This window comes from Rhodococcus sp. 05-2254-5 (assembly GCF_002258575.1).
In the GTDB taxonomy this organism is placed as follows: domain Bacteria; phylum Actinomycetota; class Actinomycetes; order Mycobacteriales; family Mycobacteriaceae; genus Rhodococcoides; species Rhodococcoides fascians.
This window is the reverse complement of record NZ_NOZG01000031.1, coordinates 52,863-68,288: the sequence shown is the minus strand read 5'-3', so window position 1 is coordinate 68,288 and position 15,426 is coordinate 52,863. Positions and strand designations below refer to the sequence as shown.

The window sequence follows — 15,426 nt, the reverse complement described above, 5'->3', positions numbered from 1 at the left end:
GGGATCTACAAGCATGAGCAGATCGCGTCGATCTTTCAGCACCGAGTTCAAAGACGAACTGTGCCGAGAGGTCATCGACTCTTCCAAGCCGATCAGTGAGGTCGCCAGGGCGTACGGTGTCGGCGACGACAGCTGCAGCACAGTGCGATGCGCCCCGTGTACCGCGCGCCATCGAACGACGGTGGGCATCATCTCGTGATGGCGGACAGCGAGCGTGAAGCAGACTCCAGGGACTCCACCAGGATCAGCTCGAGTTCCGACAGTCTGGCAGCCGACACGGCCACCGCAGCTGCGCGTGTTCGTACATCGAGACCGCGTTGTGTTCCGGCGCGGGCAGTTTCGGTCCAGGCCTGGGCGCAGTGATCGGCGGCCACCGCGAGGTCTGCGGTAGCGGGATCACCGGTCAGACGTGCAATCTCGGTACAGCCGTCGGCGAGAAGCCGACGAAAGAGCCCGCCTCCGGTTCCGGCCTTTTCGATGAAGATACCGAGACTGAACAGCAGCGTCTCGAGGTCATCGGGCGGAAGGTCGACCCAGCTCTTGACGTCGGTTGCCAGCTGGTCGACCGCGGCCAAACCGTCGGCACCGGCTGCTGGTATGTGGTCGGCTATTCCCGGTGTCGATGGGGCGTGCATGCTGGCGGCGGATCGGGCGAAGGCCGCGGCCGCGGCAGTCGACACGGGCGGCAGTGTCTGCGGCCACGTGATTCGGTACGTGCAGTGACGTGTCGGTTGCGGGAACGAGGTGGAAGATCGCGCCCGAGCCAGCGCGTCGAGCGGGATCTTCTGCACGTCGGCCCGATCGTTGTCGACGACCGAGGCAGTCCCCCCGATCTCGTCGTAGCCGATCACCACGATGTCGTGGCGACTCATCTGCAGTTTCACCCGTAAGTAGGGCAGCTCAGCGATATCGGCCCAGACCAGACTGGGTCTTCCCGCATCGATGTCGTCGCGAACCCATGACCATCCCTCACCGGGATCGTCGGTCGTGAGAACCTCGACTTGTCCGCCGAGCCTGCGCGGTAAGTCGATCTCGAAGTCGGCACCGCGGCCGACCAGGTACATCGGTGGGACCAGGTCGTCCGATCGCAGGTAGGACAAACCGAGATCACCACCCAGTGCGAACACCAACCCCTCGTCGGGTGGTCCGTCCCATCCCAGACCGTGCCACTGGAGAAGGTCTCGCATTGCACCTGACCCGCAGTGCCCTCCCATCCGGTGGGGATAGTTCTCGATCAGAGTCGTGGGGGTCACTGTGGCTGCCTTTCGGGTGGTTGGTCGAGCGCGCGTGTCGGCATGCTCAGCTGTTCTGGATTCTGTCGAGATACGTTCGGCGAGCAGTCATGTCGACGTCCGCGAGGAACACCGAATCTGTGTTCAGGGCCGCACCCAGTCCGGTCGCCAGCCGCCGGGGGACGAATTTCACCGCCGCGACCATTGCGCCTGCGAGACGGGTGACGCGGACGAAGGGGCGTGGATTCTCGATCAGATCTGCTGTCGCGCGGGCGATTTCCTCCGGCTCGGCGTTGCGTAATCCCTTTGCGCCGGCGGTTCCGGCGACGAGTTCGGTGTTGGTGAACGTCGGGCGGACTGTGGACAGTCGAACCCCTGACTTGCGGTACTCCAGTCGTGCGGCCTCTGTGAATCCGATGACTGCGAACTTGGTAGCGCAGTAGGTCGCCAAACCAGGTACCGCGAGCTCGCCGGCCAATGACGCAGTGTTGATGATGTGTCCGGTGCGGCGCGGCAGCATGCGCTGAAGAGCCAGTTTGGTCCCGAAGATGACACCCAGGACGTTGATCTCGACTTGACGCCGGGTTACTGCATCGTCCTCTTCGTGGGCGTGGCCGGTAGGCATGATGCCCGCGTTGTTGATCAGGATGTCGAGGGGTCCGAGTTCACGTTCGACCAGGTCCAGAAACGTTGTGAACGAGTCAGGTTCGGTGACGTCGAGTCGGGTGACGACCTTCACCCCGAGTTCGGCGGCGGCCTCCTTCGCACGTGCCTCGTCGATGTCGCCGATGGCGACCCGGTGGCCTCGTCGAATCAACTCCTTCGCTGTCTGATAGCCGATGCCGCGAGCTCCACCTGTGATCGCCACGGTCCTGGCGGGGGTGTGAGGTGCGTTGTTTGTCATCTGCTGCGCTCCTTGCATAGATGAGAGACATCGGTAGACGCCTGTCGGCCCGCTCTCGCGGTAGCGGCTGCGCACACGGGAGAGGGATATGGGTATCGCGCGTCGTCTCGTGCCCGGGGAGGCGTTCGGATCGGTCGTTCATCGCCCGCAGCCGCAATTCCAGCGGCAGAGCGAGTCTCGTCTGTTCGGTGCAACTTCCGGTGTCGGCCTTACCACGGCCGCGGCGACGAGACAGTCATGTGGCACAGCTCTGCCAGCAGGTATCGGCTCACCCGATTCGAAGGTGTCCGAGGCGGTCCGAGTGTTCACGATCGCGATTGTTCGCGGAGAGAGCTCCGACCGATCGGCAGTCGGCCGCGATACGGGGTTCGGCGCGTATGTTCTCACCGCTTGTGTTCATCGAGACTCCCGCGGAAGGTTTCGATCCCCGGGAGTTTCGTCCGGCCGGGTGCGGCCGGTGAAAACATCATCGAGTGGGTGAGCGCCCGTGAAGATCGTGGGGCCGTAGGCGTGCCGAAGCACCGTCAAGATCGCGTTCAAGGGTAGGTCGTCGAAGACTCCTCGCTCGCGGACATACTCCATGTGCTGGGCTCCGTCTGCGGTGAAGGCATGCATGAGAGCATCGCGATCGCCGTCGAATTCCACTGGCGGCACGCCGAAACGAGCGCACAACTCGACATTGAATGCCGGCGTGGCCTTCAACCACCGGCCCTCGATGTAGAGGCGACTGTAGCCGTGGTAGACGAACAGGTCGGTGCCGCCCATCAGCGTGCGCAACGTCTCGGTCTGCAGGTGATTTCGGACGTCGGCGAAGCCGAGCAGTGCTGGGATACCCGCCGCCCGGCACACTGCGGTCAACAGCACCGCCTTCGGGACGCAGTAAGCGCGCCCGGCCTCGAGGACGAAGCTCGCTCGATAGTGGGCCGGATCGTCCGACACGGTGTATGGGTCGTACCAGATTCGGTCGCGGACGGCGGCGAAGAGGCGTCTGGCCTTGTCACGGTCGCTGCTCGCATCTCCGATTGCCGCGGCGGTGAACGCCCGCACGGATTCGTGCTCGATGTCGAGGAAGTCCGTTGCTCCCAGGTATGCGTGTGGTGGCTGCGTAGTATGTGCTCCGGGCGGGCGGTCTGTCATGGTCATCGCTGATGTTCCCTTCTCTGAGCAAACCGGTTGCTGTTGTGTGCACAACGACCGAAGGATCGGTCAGTTGCGCGCGAGTCCGCCGAGCATCAGGTCTTCGCGTTGGACGGGGAGTCGCTGGGCGATCACCCGTTTGCTGTACATGAACTCGCGCGGGCGACCTATGCAGTCGGCGGCAATGAGCTCACCGGCCTGGAGATAGAAGCAACTGAAATCACTGTCGCGGGTGGGGTCACCGCTGAGAACCACTTCGTCGTATCCAGTGTTGAGGCCGGCGATCTGCAGCTTGAAGTGATACTGATCCGACCAGAACCACGGCAACGCTTCGATTTTTCTGGACTTCCCGCAGGCGGTCGACGCAGCGACTTTGGCCTGCTCTCCTGCGCTCGAGACGGACTCCAACCGTAGTCGACGGCCGTAACGGGCCATGTCGTGGCTCGCGCAGTCCCCCGCCGCCATGATGTCGGGGTCGTTGGTCCGAGTGTGATCGTCGATCACGATGCCGTTGTCGATGACAAGACCCGCATCGGCGGCGAGGTCGGTGTTCGGCTCGACGCCGACACCGACGATGACCAGATCTGCGGGGATCGATTCTCCGCTGGCCAAGGTGATTTCACGAACCTCACGGTCACCGGACAGGCCCTGAACCATCGCGTTCGTTCTGATGTCGACTCCCTGTTCGCGATGTATCCGCTCGAAGAACGTCGATACCTCGGGAGCAGTGACCCGCTCGAGCACACGCCCAGTTGCCTCGAGGACTGTGACCTGTACGCCCAGTGCGCGCAGCGATGCCGCTGTCTCGAGTCCGATGTAGCCGCCTCCGACGATCACCACCCGCTGGCCAGGGCCGGTGGCCATACGTATCCTCTCGACGTCCGCTGCGGTGCGCAGGTAGTAGACCCCGTGGAGATCGGCCCCGGGAACGGTGAGCCGACGAGGGCGGGCTCCCGTGCACAGCGCGAGCTTGTCGTAGGCCAGCTTCTCCCCGGTGTCGAGAACGACGTTGCCTTCCGACCGAACGATGGTCTCCACCTGCGCGTTCAGGAGCTGAATACCTTGCTTGGAGTAGAAGTCCGTGCTGCGAATGGCGATATCGTCGAGTACGCATTTGCCCGCCAGGTATGCCTTCGACAGCGGGGGGCGTTGATAGGGAGCGGCAGACTCGTTACCGATGAGGACGATGTCGCCTGTCCAACCTTCTTGGCGCAAACTAGCTGCCAGTTGTGCCCCAGCATGGCTTGCGCCGACGATGATCGCCCGTTGCGATGTCATACGCTGGAAGTAGGCGTCAGGCGCACCATCATCTTGCTGATGCCCCGCACGAAATTCGACTGAACATACTCGGGGTCGCCGACGACCTCGATGTTCTCGAAGCGGGGAAGCAACTCCTCCCACAGAATCCGCAGCTGCATTTCGGCCAGCCGATTGCCCATACACCGGTGCACACCGAATCCGAACGCGATGTGATTGCGCGCATTGGCACGATCGATGATGAAATCATCAGGATTCTCGAAAACGCGTTCGTCGCGGTTACCCGAGGCATACCACATCACCAATTTGTCACCCTTGCGGATGAATTGTCCGTTCAGAACGGTGTCGGCTTTGGCGATTCGGCGCATGTACGCCAAGGGTGTTTGCCATCGGATGATTTCCGAGTTCATGTTGGGGATCAAATCGGGATTGGCCTTCAATTTCTCGAACTGGTCGGGGAATTGGTTCAACGCAAGAACGCCACCGCTCATCGAGTTTCGCGTGGTGTCGTTGCCACCGACGATCAGCAGGACGAGGTTGCCCAGAAATTCCATCGGACGATCGATCAGATCCTTGGTGTCCTCGTTGCTCTGCAACATGGTGATCAGATCGAAACCGGACTCTTCCCCTGCAGACCTCCTGGCTGCTTTGTCATGCCAGAGAGCGCTGAGGCCACGGGCCATGTCACGCATGCCTTCGAACACCTCGTCGTTGTCCGAGGGCCCACCGTTGGCTTGCTCCATCGAGGTTGCCAAATCGGACCAGTAGACGAGTTTGCGGCGTTGTTCGTAGGGGAAATCCAGAAGAGTTGCGAGCATCCGAGCTGTCAACTCGATCGAGACATTCTGCACCCAGTCGAACGGCTCGTTCAAGGGGAGGTCGTCCAATACCTCCCGTACGCGCGATCGGATCAGTCCCTCCATCTCCCGGAGGTTCTTCGGTGCGACAACCCCCTGGACGGCAGCGCGCTGCTTGTCGTGGTGTGGTGGGTCCATCGCGATGAACATCTCGATATCGAGAAACCGGGGCGGAACGCCGATGACGATGAACGGTTCGGCCGAGAACACAGCGTGATTCTTGTCGACGGCCACGATATCGGCATGGCGCGTGACCGACCAGAACGGGCCGAACGGACTATTGGGTTGGTAGTGCACCGGTGCCTCGTTCCGCACGCGCTCGAAGTACGACTGCCACCGCCCTTGTCTGTAAAGAAAGGGGTTACTGAGGTCGATGTCGGCGAGCTCGACATCCTCGACCGGTGGGATGGGACTTTCGACGAAGATCTTCTTGCCATTCGTGCCAGTCACCCACCGTCGGGTCTTGTCGTACAAATGAGCGCCCTGGATCTGCAGCCCTATCGGGATGGTCGACTGGACCTTGTCGGCGATCGACTCAGAAACTTTCATGCTGTCGTGCCTGCCTTTCGCACATCACAATTGGAATTCAGGTGTTCGAACGATCAGGCCATCCCACGCTTCCGAGGCCACCATCTGGCACGACAACCGAGACGTGGGTTCACGCTCGGGGTTCATCGCCAGCATCTCCTCCTCGTCGGCGCCGGACAGACCCACCTCTCCTGACCACTGCGGGTCGACGATCACATGGCAGGTGCCACAGGCCGTTTCGCCCCCACAGTCTCCATCGATCCCCGGCACAGCATTGTCGGTTGCAATCTGCATCAGCGAGCGACCTTCGACCAGAGCCGCCTCGTGCTTCTCACCATCGTGGGCGACGAAAATTACAGCTGCCATGTCAACTCCTCGTTTTCCGGCGTGATTGACGAAAGTGTCGTCGCAAACGCGGGTGACGGCTATGTTCGGTGGAGTCATAAACTTGTGAATTCGGGTCAAAGGGGTCACCGTGAAGCTGAGCGACGAGGGCGTGCCACCGCTTGCGTTCGTTCAGTTGCTCGAACGCCGCGCACTCGACCCTGACGCCGCCGCGCGGCTTCGTGTGATCATGCACCGCGAAGGAACCAGTGAAGCGACGCTCATTCAGCATGACGTTCAGGCACCGATACGGTGGTTTCGGGAGGTCTATCCCGAACTCGATATCGCCCAGGCCACTCGACTCGGATTTGCGTTTGCCGAGCAGGCCCAGTTGACATCGTTCGGGCCTCTGAGTTCACCTTTGATCAGCGCTGGTTCGGTCGCCGAGATCGTCGATCTCCTGACATACCTACCATTGATCTCCACGGCGTTGAAGTCGCAGTTCCACACCGGCGACTACGGTCTGATCGTCGGGCTCACTGCGCACACAGGCGATTCCGCACTGGACTGCTTGGTCATCACCTACGGTGGGTCGGCGTTACTACGACTGCTGGACATGCTCGCCGGTGACATATCGCCGGTGACACTCCATCTGAGCTGGCCGGAGCCGGCCGAGGTGAGCCACGACGAAGGTCCGGGGGCGAATCGCCGGTTCTTCGACGCTCCGATTTCCTTCGTCCACGTACCCGAGGAGACCCTCAACAAGGCTTGTCGCTTCTCGGACCCCCTCGCATATCGTCTCGCTATCGCTGATCTGCAGCGAACACTCGCCCAGCGGAGTGGGTCCATGTCATCCGCCGAGAAGGTGAGGCAACAGTTGGAAAAGGACCTCGGACAGCGAACCAACCATGATGTTGCACAAGCATTGTCGATGTCGAGTAGCACGTTGAAACGGCGGCTTGCCGAAGAAGGAACCACCTATAGCAAGGTGCGCCACTCGCTGCTGTACGAGCGCGCGATGCTACGGCTCCTCGACCGATCGGTTTCGGTCAGCGAGATCGCTACCGAACTCGGATACAGCGACCTCGCCAACTTCTCTCACGCCTTCAAACGCTGGACCGGACGCTCTCCGAAAGATTTCCGAAATCCCCGACTCTCAGACGACCCGGATTCGACGTAGACCCCGCAGAACGGGGTCGAGATCGATGCCTCGTTCGTTCGCGGCCTGATCGATCTTCATCTCGGAGATTTCTGAGACGTCACCGCCTCCCTGCCGTGAGAAGAAGAGTGTGTGCAAACCCGAGTACCAACCACTAGTCACTCGACGGTGTCGGCCGGCACGCGTGCGGTCTCCGATTCGAGAAAGTCGACGAGAGCTTCCAACAGGCTGTCCGCGCGGGTTTCGACATCGGCCAGGACAGAGTCCACGTCGTCGAGAAGACCGTGGGCGTGTCTACGCGCAAGCGTTCCGCGTTCGTAGTAGCCGGGGTCGAGTAGAACCCGCGGTACTGGATCCGGTGCCGCGATCTGCTCCGGATGTTGTGACCGCGCAGTGGGCTGCAGGTGGGTGGGTGCCCTTCCGTCCCAGTGCATTCGCACGATGCCCGCTACCGCACGGGCGGTCAGCGGGGTCGCAGCCAACGGGGTGTGGCCCCACCGGTCGATCGCAGTCGACAGCGGATGTTGACCGGCCGGGTCGAAATACCGGTCGTATCCGCCGAGCCCGGTGCCGTCCACGGCATCGAAAGCGTCGGCGAGCATTCGGGTGCTCGGATACCGGGCCTGATGGCCGAGCACCTCACACCAGCGCTGGTACACCGTGCGCGGAGAAATGCCCGTCCCCGCCAGCGCGAGGGAGGTGAGGGTATGAACGCCGCGGCCTGTCTCGATGCGAAGGGCGTCGAGACCCGCATCGGCGGTGACATCGCATGCCCGCAGGGCCGCGATCTGCGTGTACGGCAGACCTGTCGTAGCGAGCGTGAGGATCAGCGCGTCTCTGCGCGCGAACAACGCTGACGGCCAACCGTATTCGGGGAGTCGGGCGATGATTCCGCCGATCACGGCTGCCACCTCCTGCAGGCGCGACGTGCGGGCCCCATCCAGCGCAGCCCGGACGGTCTCAGCGCGCCCTGGAGGAGGTAATAGATGCCGATGATGAGCGGAGTCGATCACCGCGATCCGGCGGCGTTGGGTCGTCGGCGCGGCGGGGTGCGCATACAGGAACCGAGCAAGTGACTCAGGAGAGGCCGCCAATGGGGGTTCGCCATGGGCGGTGCACCAGTCCTCGAACAGTGACCACGTGTGCCGATCCCGCCTCGGTATCGACGTGTTCGTGATGTCCGATGCACGTATCGGACAAGGGCGGTCGTCGTGGTCAGCATCTACCCCTGTCGTCCCGTCGCCGCTCACTGGTTCGGTCGGGTGCCTGGTCATAGGCCGAGCTCGGTGACGGCGTTGCCGACCAGTGGCGCATTCTCGTGAGCGTATGTTTCGACCATTGCGGGTGTGGTGTGCCCGGTTTGGCGCATGATCGCATGCGCGTCGGCACCGTTGCGGAAGGCCTGCGTGACGAAGCCGGAACGGAGGGAATGCCCGCCGAGCTGGGCGACGGTGTCGGGGCCGTATCCAGCTCGAGTAGCGCGGCGGCGGATCGCCGCGTGCACCGCGGCTCCGGACAGGGCTGTGTCGGAGAGGTTGCCGTTCTTGCGGACGGACCGAAACAGAGGGGACCGTTTCTCGACTACAGGAAGGGTGCCGCGGCAGATATGGGAGTCGAATTCCACTGCGCGGGAAAGTATTCGGATGACAGCAACTCTGCCGCCGGTGTCGAACGCTGCGACGATCTGCAGCCATCGCACCCACGCGCAGACCGGACATGACTCGTGGCGGTCGGTGAACGGGAGTGCTTTCACGGTTCCGGTGCCGTCCTGGTCGGTCTTCGATTTGCGGATACGTACGTGCGCGCCGTCGAGGCGGTCGCGGTGGACATCGCGGCATTCGAGCGCTACGAGTTCGCTGCGGCGGAATGCGCCGGTGTAGCCCATCAGGAGCAGCGCAGTGTCGCGGCGTTCGAGGACCTCCGACGCCCACCCGGCCCCACCTCGACGCGCGTAATCGACGATCGTAGTGATGTCGGAGGTCAGCAGCGGTGCGCGCGGGTTACGGGGCCGCTCCCCCGCAGACGCGTAATCCCGCCGAATACCCGAGAGAGTGGCGCGCACCATCTCGTGCCCGCACGGGTTGTCGTAGCCGGTAGCGCGGTGGCGGTCCGCGACCGCCGCGATCCATTTGCCGAACGTCGACGGCGCATACGCCCGCGTCCCGTCGACGGTGAGCGTGTCGGCAGCCGCAACGAGATAGGCCGCCACCGTAGCGGGATGCGCCGGCAACGCGTGGTGCCCGGCGACGGTGCACCAGGTCTCGAAGCGTCGCCACGCCGAATCGTAGGCGCGGCGGGTAGCACCGGACCGTGCCGACGCCATCGACCGTTCGATCCGAGCGGCGACCTCGCCCGACAGGTCCGGAAACACCTCCGCACTCCTCACCGGGACGACTGAATCCGTGTCCAGGACCTCACCTAGCTGCCGATCTGCCATGACAGGGACTGTAGCGAGCACCCCCGACAGCTCTTTCGAGTTGAAACGCGCTGAGCAGGGATTTAGACGAAGACGGTGCGGGAAGGAAAATTCTCGTCGGTCACCGCACAGATAACGTTGGTGACTATGACCCGGGCGCGAAAACGGGCTTCTCGGCTGTCGCCGCGTGTGCGCCGCGGACGACCCCGCTCCATCGGGCGATAGCTATGTCGGCGGATGGTGCAGCGGGATCCCGTGGTCGAGGAACAGTTGCACCGTCTCATCCAGCTCCGCTGCGGTGCGGCACCCCCAGCGCAGGAAGTTGTACAACGAACTGGCGGATGCGGGATCGACGCGCGCTGCCGCGATGGCGGCCTCGGCCGCAGCGTGCGCGTCAGCCCATAAATCGCGCTCGGGTGCGGGATAAGACGAGCGCGTCGGAGCTGTCCCGGGATCGACCGGCTCATACGGTCGTGGGCTCAGCAGAGATGCGTGCGCACCGCCGGCGTCGATCTCACCGCTCTCGACCATCGCAATGCCGATCGCTGCGGCCTCGAGGACTTTCGCCTGCTCGTCCCAGTGCAGGTCCTCGAACGGAACCCACGCGGTCCGGAGCGGGCGGGAACGACCGGCGGCCTTCCAGATCGCAACGAGTCTCGTCGCCCACCGTCCGGTGCGAACCAGTGGTGAGGACACTTCGTCGACGACGGTGCGCAGCAGTCGGAACCAGACTGCGGCATGTACCCGGCCTGGGCCGAGTTCCACCCATCCCGTCGTCAGGGCCTCGGTGCTGCGCCGATCGAGGTCCGTGACCGCCGAGGGAACCGGAACGGGCGAGACCCGTTCGTCCGAACCGAACCGGACCTGATCCCAGAAGATCGCATGACCAGGGAAAACAGAGCAGGGTTCGAGTCGACAACGGTGGTCGAGGCAGCTGCTCAGCACCGGATATTGCTGCAGCAGAGCCATGTTGATACCAGCAGTGGATTCGAGGCTGTCGACACATGCCGGGCATGCCCGACTACGCGGAGTGCTCGCCCACGGCAACCATGCCTCGCTCGTGGGTGTGCGACGTCGTCGATCCTCCCTCGCGAGGTCGGCCGGTAGCAGGATCGAGAACTGGTGGACGTAGGTGTCGAAGTCGCAGTCGGCGGGGTCGGTGCTGTCGAGCAACCACGGTGTCCACCCCGCCAACGTCATCATCCGCACCCTCTCTACCGGGACTGCGCCGCGACCGGCCAGCTCGATAAGTATCGGCTCCGGTGTGTAGCGGTCGAGATCCTCGACAGCACAATCGATATCGAGGTCTGCAAGCAGGTCAGAAGGCTTGATGTGCGGATACAGCTCGCATATCCGGGCCACCCAGGACGAGAGGGCCTCACCTGGCAGTGGCTGCGGATGCAGCGGCCACGGGCGAACGTACGCATCACCGGGCATCGGTGCGAGCCGCGCGTTCACGCGAGGTGGCGCTCGAACTGGCGGCGCCGCTCGGTGGGACCGAGGTACAGAGTGCGCGTGAGCACCGATGAGGTGATCGCTTCCTCTCCGCTGTCGACGGCGGTCACTGCTGCGGCAGTGAGCAGCGTTGTCAGTTCACCGATGGTGCCCTCGGAGCGAGTGAGGAGGTAGTCGGTCATCTCCGGTGATGTCAGGTGCGAGGGTTTACGGAGGGGGAAGCTCGTGGTGAAGCTGGCCAGCAGTGATCTGGTGTCGGCAGTGTTGGTACAGACCGGCAAAGTCATGGGGTGGAATCGGTTCTCCAGCTGGGGATCGGTCCGGATGGCGAGGTAGGCGTCGCGGGTTCCGACAGCGACAAGAGGAATGCGTAGTTCGTTGCCCAGGAATCGCAGCACGTTCAAGAATTCGCGGCGGACGTTGTCGCGGCCGGCGAGAACATTGTGGAGCTCGTCGATGATCAACATCTTCACGCCGGTGGCGCGGAGCAGCATCAATGCTTGCTGTTCGAGTTCGTGGACCCGATTGCGGGGCCTGGTCGGTGTTCCCAACGCTGTGAGCAGTGCGAGGTAGAACCGGCCGGGTGACGGGTCCGGGGGCATCTGCATGCACAACACCGGTATCTGCTCGCGGTCGGACAAGCTGATCGGCGGATGAGTGCGCCGGAACTTTTCGATGATCATCGACTTGCCGTTGTTCGTCGGACCGAGCAACAGTAGGTTCGGCATACGCTGTCGGTCCGGCCACGACAGCAACGTCTCCAGATGGTCGATGACCGTACGGGCCTGCGGATACCCGTCCATCTCTCCGACCGGATCAACCGGATCCGCTCCGCGTCGTCGAGTGCGGTGAGCGGTCGAACCGACTCCCGCAGGTGCCCCAAATCCTCGCTGGACGACTCGGTGGGTTCGTTGCTGCTTCCTTTCGATGCGGTCATCGGCTCACCATTCCTCGATGTCGCTGAAGACCGGCGTTGCGGTGCCGCCGTCCGTTTCAGGCTCCACCGGCGGGTGGATCGCCGGGATCGGTGCAGACGCGGCGCCGGTGAGATGCGTGCGGCGGGCACGGTTGCGCCGGGCTTTGCGGGTGGCTTTCTGCGAGCGGTCGGTGACCTCACGCATCTGCTCGATCATCGAAAACAGTGCGCTCTCATCAACGTTCGACCGACCTTGTTCGCGGAGACGGGCGATAGCAGCTCTGTGCTCCCACAGTGTTACCGCGGGATGTGACATCGTCCGGTACGGCACCTCGACATAGCCTGCACCGTCTGGTTCGAGGACCCAGATTCTGCTCAGATCGCGTGGGTCACGTCTTATCACGAACCGCCCCAACTCCTCTCGCCGCGCAACCCACGGTTTGAGCGCGTTCGAGAAGTAGTGCACGTGATCGAGAACGAAGCCCGTGCGCGTCAGACGTCGCCGGATGACGGGAAGAAAGTCCACCAGGAACGCGGTCTCGCCGAGCACCACACGATGGGCATGACCAGCTGCGGCGACACCGCCGGCCCACACGGCGGCCGGAGTGTTCCCGATCCCTGAATGCACGCTCGCGTGATACGAGGCTATCGCCAGAACCAGCCAGCGCTCCAACTCGCGCAATGTCAACGCGGCGTGCTTGTCCGAGTCGTAATTTCCTCGGTCCGCGGGGTTCGAAAAAGTGGTCCCGGGTAGCTCGTGCACAGCCGTCATCGCCGTTCCGAGAATGCGTTCGACGATCCCGCCGTAATGCGGCCGGCCCGGTGGACGGTATTCGAGGGTGATCGCGTGCTGGGCGCATCCGCGGCGTAACGCTTCGCTTTTGAACTCGGCGGCATTGTCGAGGTATAACCGCTTCGGCTTGCCTGCCATCGGCCATTGCACCTGTTCGGCCAGCTCGCATGCTTCGAGCCACGTCTGCTTCTCGCTGCACACCCGGCCCAGGCACAACCCAGCAGATACGGCTGACGGTGCCTCCAGAGTGACGACGAACCCGAGGACGGTACGGCTGAAGACATCGATGGCGATCGTCAAGTAGGGGCGACCTATCGTTTGACGCTCGTACTCGTCGACGATCATCACATCGACGACGGTGTGGTCGATCTGGACCTGATCGAGAATCCCCGCAACCGCCGGTGGAACGTCGCCGGCGGACTGACGCGGCCGGGCGGCATCGGGTCCCCCGCGTGACCTGGCCACCGACGCCGGATGGAGGCCGGCGATACGCGCGGTGACGGTGTTCCTGGCCGGCACAGGCAGACCCGCACGGTGACAGGCCAATGCGATACGTCTATGCAGCGCAGCGACACTGAGCTTCTGACGGTGAAGAAAGTATCGAGTCAGATGGTCGGCGATCACTTCCTCGACCTCAGCGGATACTCGGCTGCGGCCACGCCCACCCGACGAGACCTTCGTCAGAAGATCGGTGACCGTCCCCGTCCCGTTCCTGAGCCTGCCGACCAACGTGTAGACCTGCCGCCTGGACAGTCCCAAGCGCTGCGCTGCAGCGTCGACCGCTTCCGAACGCACCGGATGCATCTCCAGCAAGGGAGCCAGGACAGCGAAACGGGTCTCGGCCTGGGACCACCGCTCCCCCGACGCTGTCAGCACACCGGTCTCCACGACGTCGAGCTTGTCGGGGTCCATCACAAGCCTCCCTGTCACCGAGAGCCGAACATGCGACCGTGCACCGCACTTTTGACATCAGAATGTCAGAAGACACGTGCACTCACCCTCGTAACGCCTGCAATGAGTGCAGCCGTCTTCTGAAACTGACAGATTGTCAGATTCAGAAGTGAGCTGCACTGGTTCAGAAGTCGAGTGCACAGCTCCTTAACTGGGGCGGCGTTTCCCAGAGATTCGGCCTCTGCCCGACAGCGGAGGGCGGGCGATCCCCTGGTTCGCCATTACCCCTGGGGGGTATCTCTGCTACCGTCAAGGGCATGCAATTGGCAGTCAGACGTGGTCGACGGGGCACGGCCTCGGTGACCGGTCTGCTAATTGCACTGACGGTGTTCGGTGTCCTGTTGATGCATTCGGTGACACCGATGTCGATGTCCGTAACCGGCTCGATGTCGTTGAACGGCGGCCGTGCCTCGATGGCGACGCCGCTTCATATGTCCGAAACTATGTCGGTTCCGGTGATGGCCGGGGAGCACGACTGCCCGACGGCCCACCAAATGATGCACCCTTGTGTGGGCACGACGGTGTCGTCGCCCGCGCTGACGGTCCCGGCGTTGAGCGCAGCCATCGATCCAGTACCGACGCTACTCAACCGGACCGTCGGATGCACCGATTCCACGCTCGAACGTGCACCGCCGTGGACGTTGTGGGAGTTGGACAGATCGGTGACCTTGCGAGTGTGACAGGGAGCCCGGTAGACGCGCGTCGACCGGCGGACCGAAACACGTCACACACCCCTGATTGTCCACTCTTGCAAGGAGATTCCACATGCGTACCAAAGTCATGGCTTCACTCGCTGCCGCCGCCGCCAGCGCGTTCCTCGTCGTCGGCTGTAGCAACGACTCGACCGAGTCGTCGATGGACGGGCACTCCATGGGCTCGATGTCCTCCGCACCGATGTCCTCGGCCCAAGCAAGCGCGTCCGCAGAGTTCAACGATGCCGACGTGATGTTCGCGCAGATGATGTATCCGCACCACGCCCAAGCAGTCGAGATGGCCGACATGGCGAACGGCCGCACCGACAACCCGGACGTGCTGTCGCTGGCATCGGCGATCGCCGGCGCACAGCAGCCCGAGATGGACCAGATGACCACCTGGCTCACCGAGTGGGGTAAGCCCGCGCCCTCGGCTGACATGAGTCAGATGGGCGGGATGGACCACAGCTCCGACAGCGGCATGATGACCGCTCAGGACATGGACGCGTTGATGGCAGCGTCGGGACCCGAATTCGACCGCCAGTGGTTGACGATGATGATCGCCCACCACACCGGTGCCATCGAGATGGCGAACACCGAAATCGCAGACGGTTCCAACCCTGACGCCCTGGAGATGGCCCGCACCATCGTCGCCACCCAGCAGCAGGAAATCGAGACCATGCAGCGGCTGCTCGGCTGACCTGGTCCGCTATACACAACGATGGCCGCATCCTCTCCGGCGGAGAGGGTGCGGCCATCAGCGCTTCGCAGTCGTCAGGGCTGCGTTTCCGGTACGAGATCAGCT

14 protein-coding genes and 1 pseudogene are annotated in these 15,426 nt (G+C 63.2%); 4 read left to right on the top strand and 11 right to left on the bottom strand.

The window, feature by feature from the left end; genetic code table 11:
• Nucleotides 1-13 precede the first annotated feature (13 nt).
• Nucleotides 14-133 (top strand): annotated as a pseudogene (locus CH278_RS28075) (transposase); the annotation flags it as partial.
• A gap of 55 nt (nt 134-188) precedes the next feature.
• On the opposite strand, the gene CH278_RS23650 reads toward CH278_RS28075, so the two are convergent.
• The 6 genes from CH278_RS23650 to CH278_RS23625 all read right to left on the bottom strand — a co-directional run bounded on the left by CH278_RS23650 (nt 189) and on the right by CH278_RS23625 (nt 6,281).
• Nucleotides 189-1,253: a BtrH N-terminal domain-containing protein gene (locus CH278_RS23650; protein ID WP_032382558.1), complete on the bottom strand. Its 1,065-nt coding sequence runs from the start codon at nt 1,251-1,253 to the stop codon at nt 189-191.
• A gap of 46 nt (nt 1,254-1,299) precedes the next feature.
• Complete coding sequence (locus CH278_RS23645) at nt 1,300-2,136, bottom strand: SDR family oxidoreductase (RefSeq protein ID WP_032364247.1); 837 nt, start codon at nt 2,134-2,136, stop codon at nt 1,300-1,302.
• Between the two features lie 396 nt (nt 2,137-2,532).
• Complete coding sequence (locus CH278_RS23640) at nt 2,533-3,273, bottom strand: transglutaminase-like domain-containing protein (protein ID WP_032370982.1); 741 nt, start codon at nt 3,271-3,273, stop codon at nt 2,533-2,535.
• A gap of 69 nt (nt 3,274-3,342) precedes the next feature.
• Nucleotides 3,343-4,551: an NAD(P)/FAD-dependent oxidoreductase gene (locus tag CH278_RS23635; RefSeq protein ID WP_032370840.1), complete on the bottom strand. Its 1,209-nt coding sequence runs from the start codon at nt 4,549-4,551 to the stop codon at nt 3,343-3,345.
• Entirely contained in the window at nt 4,548-5,936 is a 1,389-nt protein-coding gene (locus tag CH278_RS23630) for a cytochrome P450 (protein WP_032364182.1), read from the bottom strand. Before CH278_RS23630 ends, CH278_RS23635 begins: the two co-directional genes overlap by 4 nt.
• A 24-nt stretch (nt 5,937-5,960) precedes the next feature.
• Nucleotides 5,961-6,281, bottom strand: coding sequence for a 2Fe-2S iron-sulfur cluster-binding protein (locus CH278_RS23625; protein WP_024793405.1), 321 nt, complete (start codon nt 6,279-6,281; stop codon nt 5,961-5,963).
• 109 nt (nt 6,282-6,390) lie between these two features.
• Here CH278_RS23625 and CH278_RS23620 point away from each other — a divergent pair, with 109 nt between their 5' ends.
• On the top strand, nt 6,391-7,419 hold the full coding sequence (locus tag CH278_RS23620; RefSeq protein ID WP_052047647.1) for a helix-turn-helix domain-containing protein: 1,029 nt from the start codon (nt 6,391-6,393) through the stop codon (nt 7,417-7,419).
• A gap of 137 nt (nt 7,420-7,556) precedes the next feature.
• Here CH278_RS23620 and CH278_RS23615 read toward each other — a convergent pair whose 3' ends face one another.
• The 5 genes from CH278_RS23615 to CH278_RS23595 all read right to left on the bottom strand — a co-directional run bounded on the left by CH278_RS23615 (nt 7,557) and on the right by CH278_RS23595 (nt 13,890).
• Nucleotides 7,557-8,300: a recombinase gene (locus CH278_RS23615; RefSeq protein ID WP_230591063.1), complete on the bottom strand. Its 744-nt coding sequence runs from the start codon at nt 8,298-8,300 to the stop codon at nt 7,557-7,559.
• A gap of 368 nt (nt 8,301-8,668) precedes the next feature.
• The gene (locus CH278_RS23610; protein ID WP_032364181.1) at nt 8,669-9,835 is read right to left on the bottom strand and encodes a site-specific integrase; all 1,167 of its coding nucleotides are present in this window, start codon (nt 9,833-9,835) and stop codon (nt 8,669-8,671) included.
• Nucleotides 9,836-10,039: 204 nt separating this feature from the next.
• Nucleotides 10,040-11,272 (bottom strand): TniQ family protein, encoded by a 1,233-nt coding sequence (locus CH278_RS23605; protein WP_176456963.1) that lies wholly within the window; start codon nt 11,270-11,272, stop codon nt 10,040-10,042.
• Entirely contained in the window at nt 11,269-12,072 is an 804-nt protein-coding gene (locus CH278_RS23600; RefSeq protein ID WP_255122989.1) for a TniB family NTP-binding protein, read from the bottom strand. Before CH278_RS23600 ends, CH278_RS23605 begins: the two co-directional genes overlap by 4 nt.
• Nucleotides 12,073-12,210: 138 nt before the next feature.
• Complete coding sequence (locus CH278_RS23595) at nt 12,211-13,890, bottom strand: Mu transposase C-terminal domain-containing protein (RefSeq protein ID WP_032386874.1); 1,680 nt, start codon at nt 13,888-13,890, stop codon at nt 12,211-12,213.
• A 296-nt stretch (nt 13,891-14,186) separates the two neighbouring features.
• Between CH278_RS23595 and CH278_RS23590 the strand changes: the two genes are divergently transcribed.
• Nucleotides 14,187-14,609: a hypothetical protein gene (locus CH278_RS23590; protein WP_032370903.1), complete on the top strand. Its 423-nt coding sequence runs from the start codon at nt 14,187-14,189 to the stop codon at nt 14,607-14,609.
• 85 nt (nt 14,610-14,694) lie between these two features.
• Nucleotides 14,695-15,321 carry a DUF305 domain-containing protein gene (locus CH278_RS23585; protein WP_032370902.1) on the top strand — a complete coding sequence of 209 codons (627 nt, stop codon included), beginning with the start codon at nt 14,695-14,697 and terminating at the stop codon, nt 15,319-15,321.
• Nucleotides 15,322-15,426 lie beyond the last annotated feature (105 nt).

What these genes read in the sequence shown, in the direction of transcription:
- CH278_RS23645 (WP_032364247.1), bottom strand. Translation starts at nt 2,136, where the DNA reads ATGACAAACAACGCACCTCACACCCCCGCCAGGACCGTGGCGATCACA.
- CH278_RS23600 (WP_255122989.1), bottom strand. Translation starts at nt 12,072, where the DNA reads ATGGACGGGTATCCGCAGGCCCGTACGGTCATCGACCATCTGGAGACG.
- CH278_RS23610 (WP_032364181.1), bottom strand. Translation starts at nt 9,835, where the DNA reads ATGGCAGATCGGCAGCTAGGTGAGGTCCTGGACACGGATTCAGTCGTC.
- CH278_RS23595 (WP_032386874.1), bottom strand. Translation starts at nt 13,890, where the DNA reads ATGGACCCCGACAAGCTCGACGTCGTGGAGACCGGTGTGCTGACAGCG.
- CH278_RS23630 (WP_032364182.1), bottom strand. Translation starts at nt 5,936, where the DNA reads ATGAAAGTTTCTGAGTCGATCGCCGACAAGGTCCAGTCGACCATCCCG.
- CH278_RS23640 (WP_032370982.1), bottom strand. Translation starts at nt 3,273, where the DNA reads ATGACAGACCGCCCGCCCGGAGCACATACTACGCAGCCACCACACGCA.
- CH278_RS23590 (WP_032370903.1), top strand. Translation starts at nt 14,187, where the DNA reads ATGCAATTGGCAGTCAGACGTGGTCGACGGGGCACGGCCTCGGTGACC.
- CH278_RS23585 (WP_032370902.1), top strand. Translation starts at nt 14,695, where the DNA reads ATGCGTACCAAAGTCATGGCTTCACTCGCTGCCGCCGCCGCCAGCGCG.
- CH278_RS23625 (WP_024793405.1), bottom strand. Translation starts at nt 6,281, where the DNA reads ATGGCAGCTGTAATTTTCGTCGCCCACGATGGTGAGAAGCACGAGGCG.
- CH278_RS23635 (WP_032370840.1), bottom strand. Translation starts at nt 4,551, where the DNA reads ATGACATCGCAACGGGCGATCATCGTCGGCGCAAGCCATGCTGGGGCA.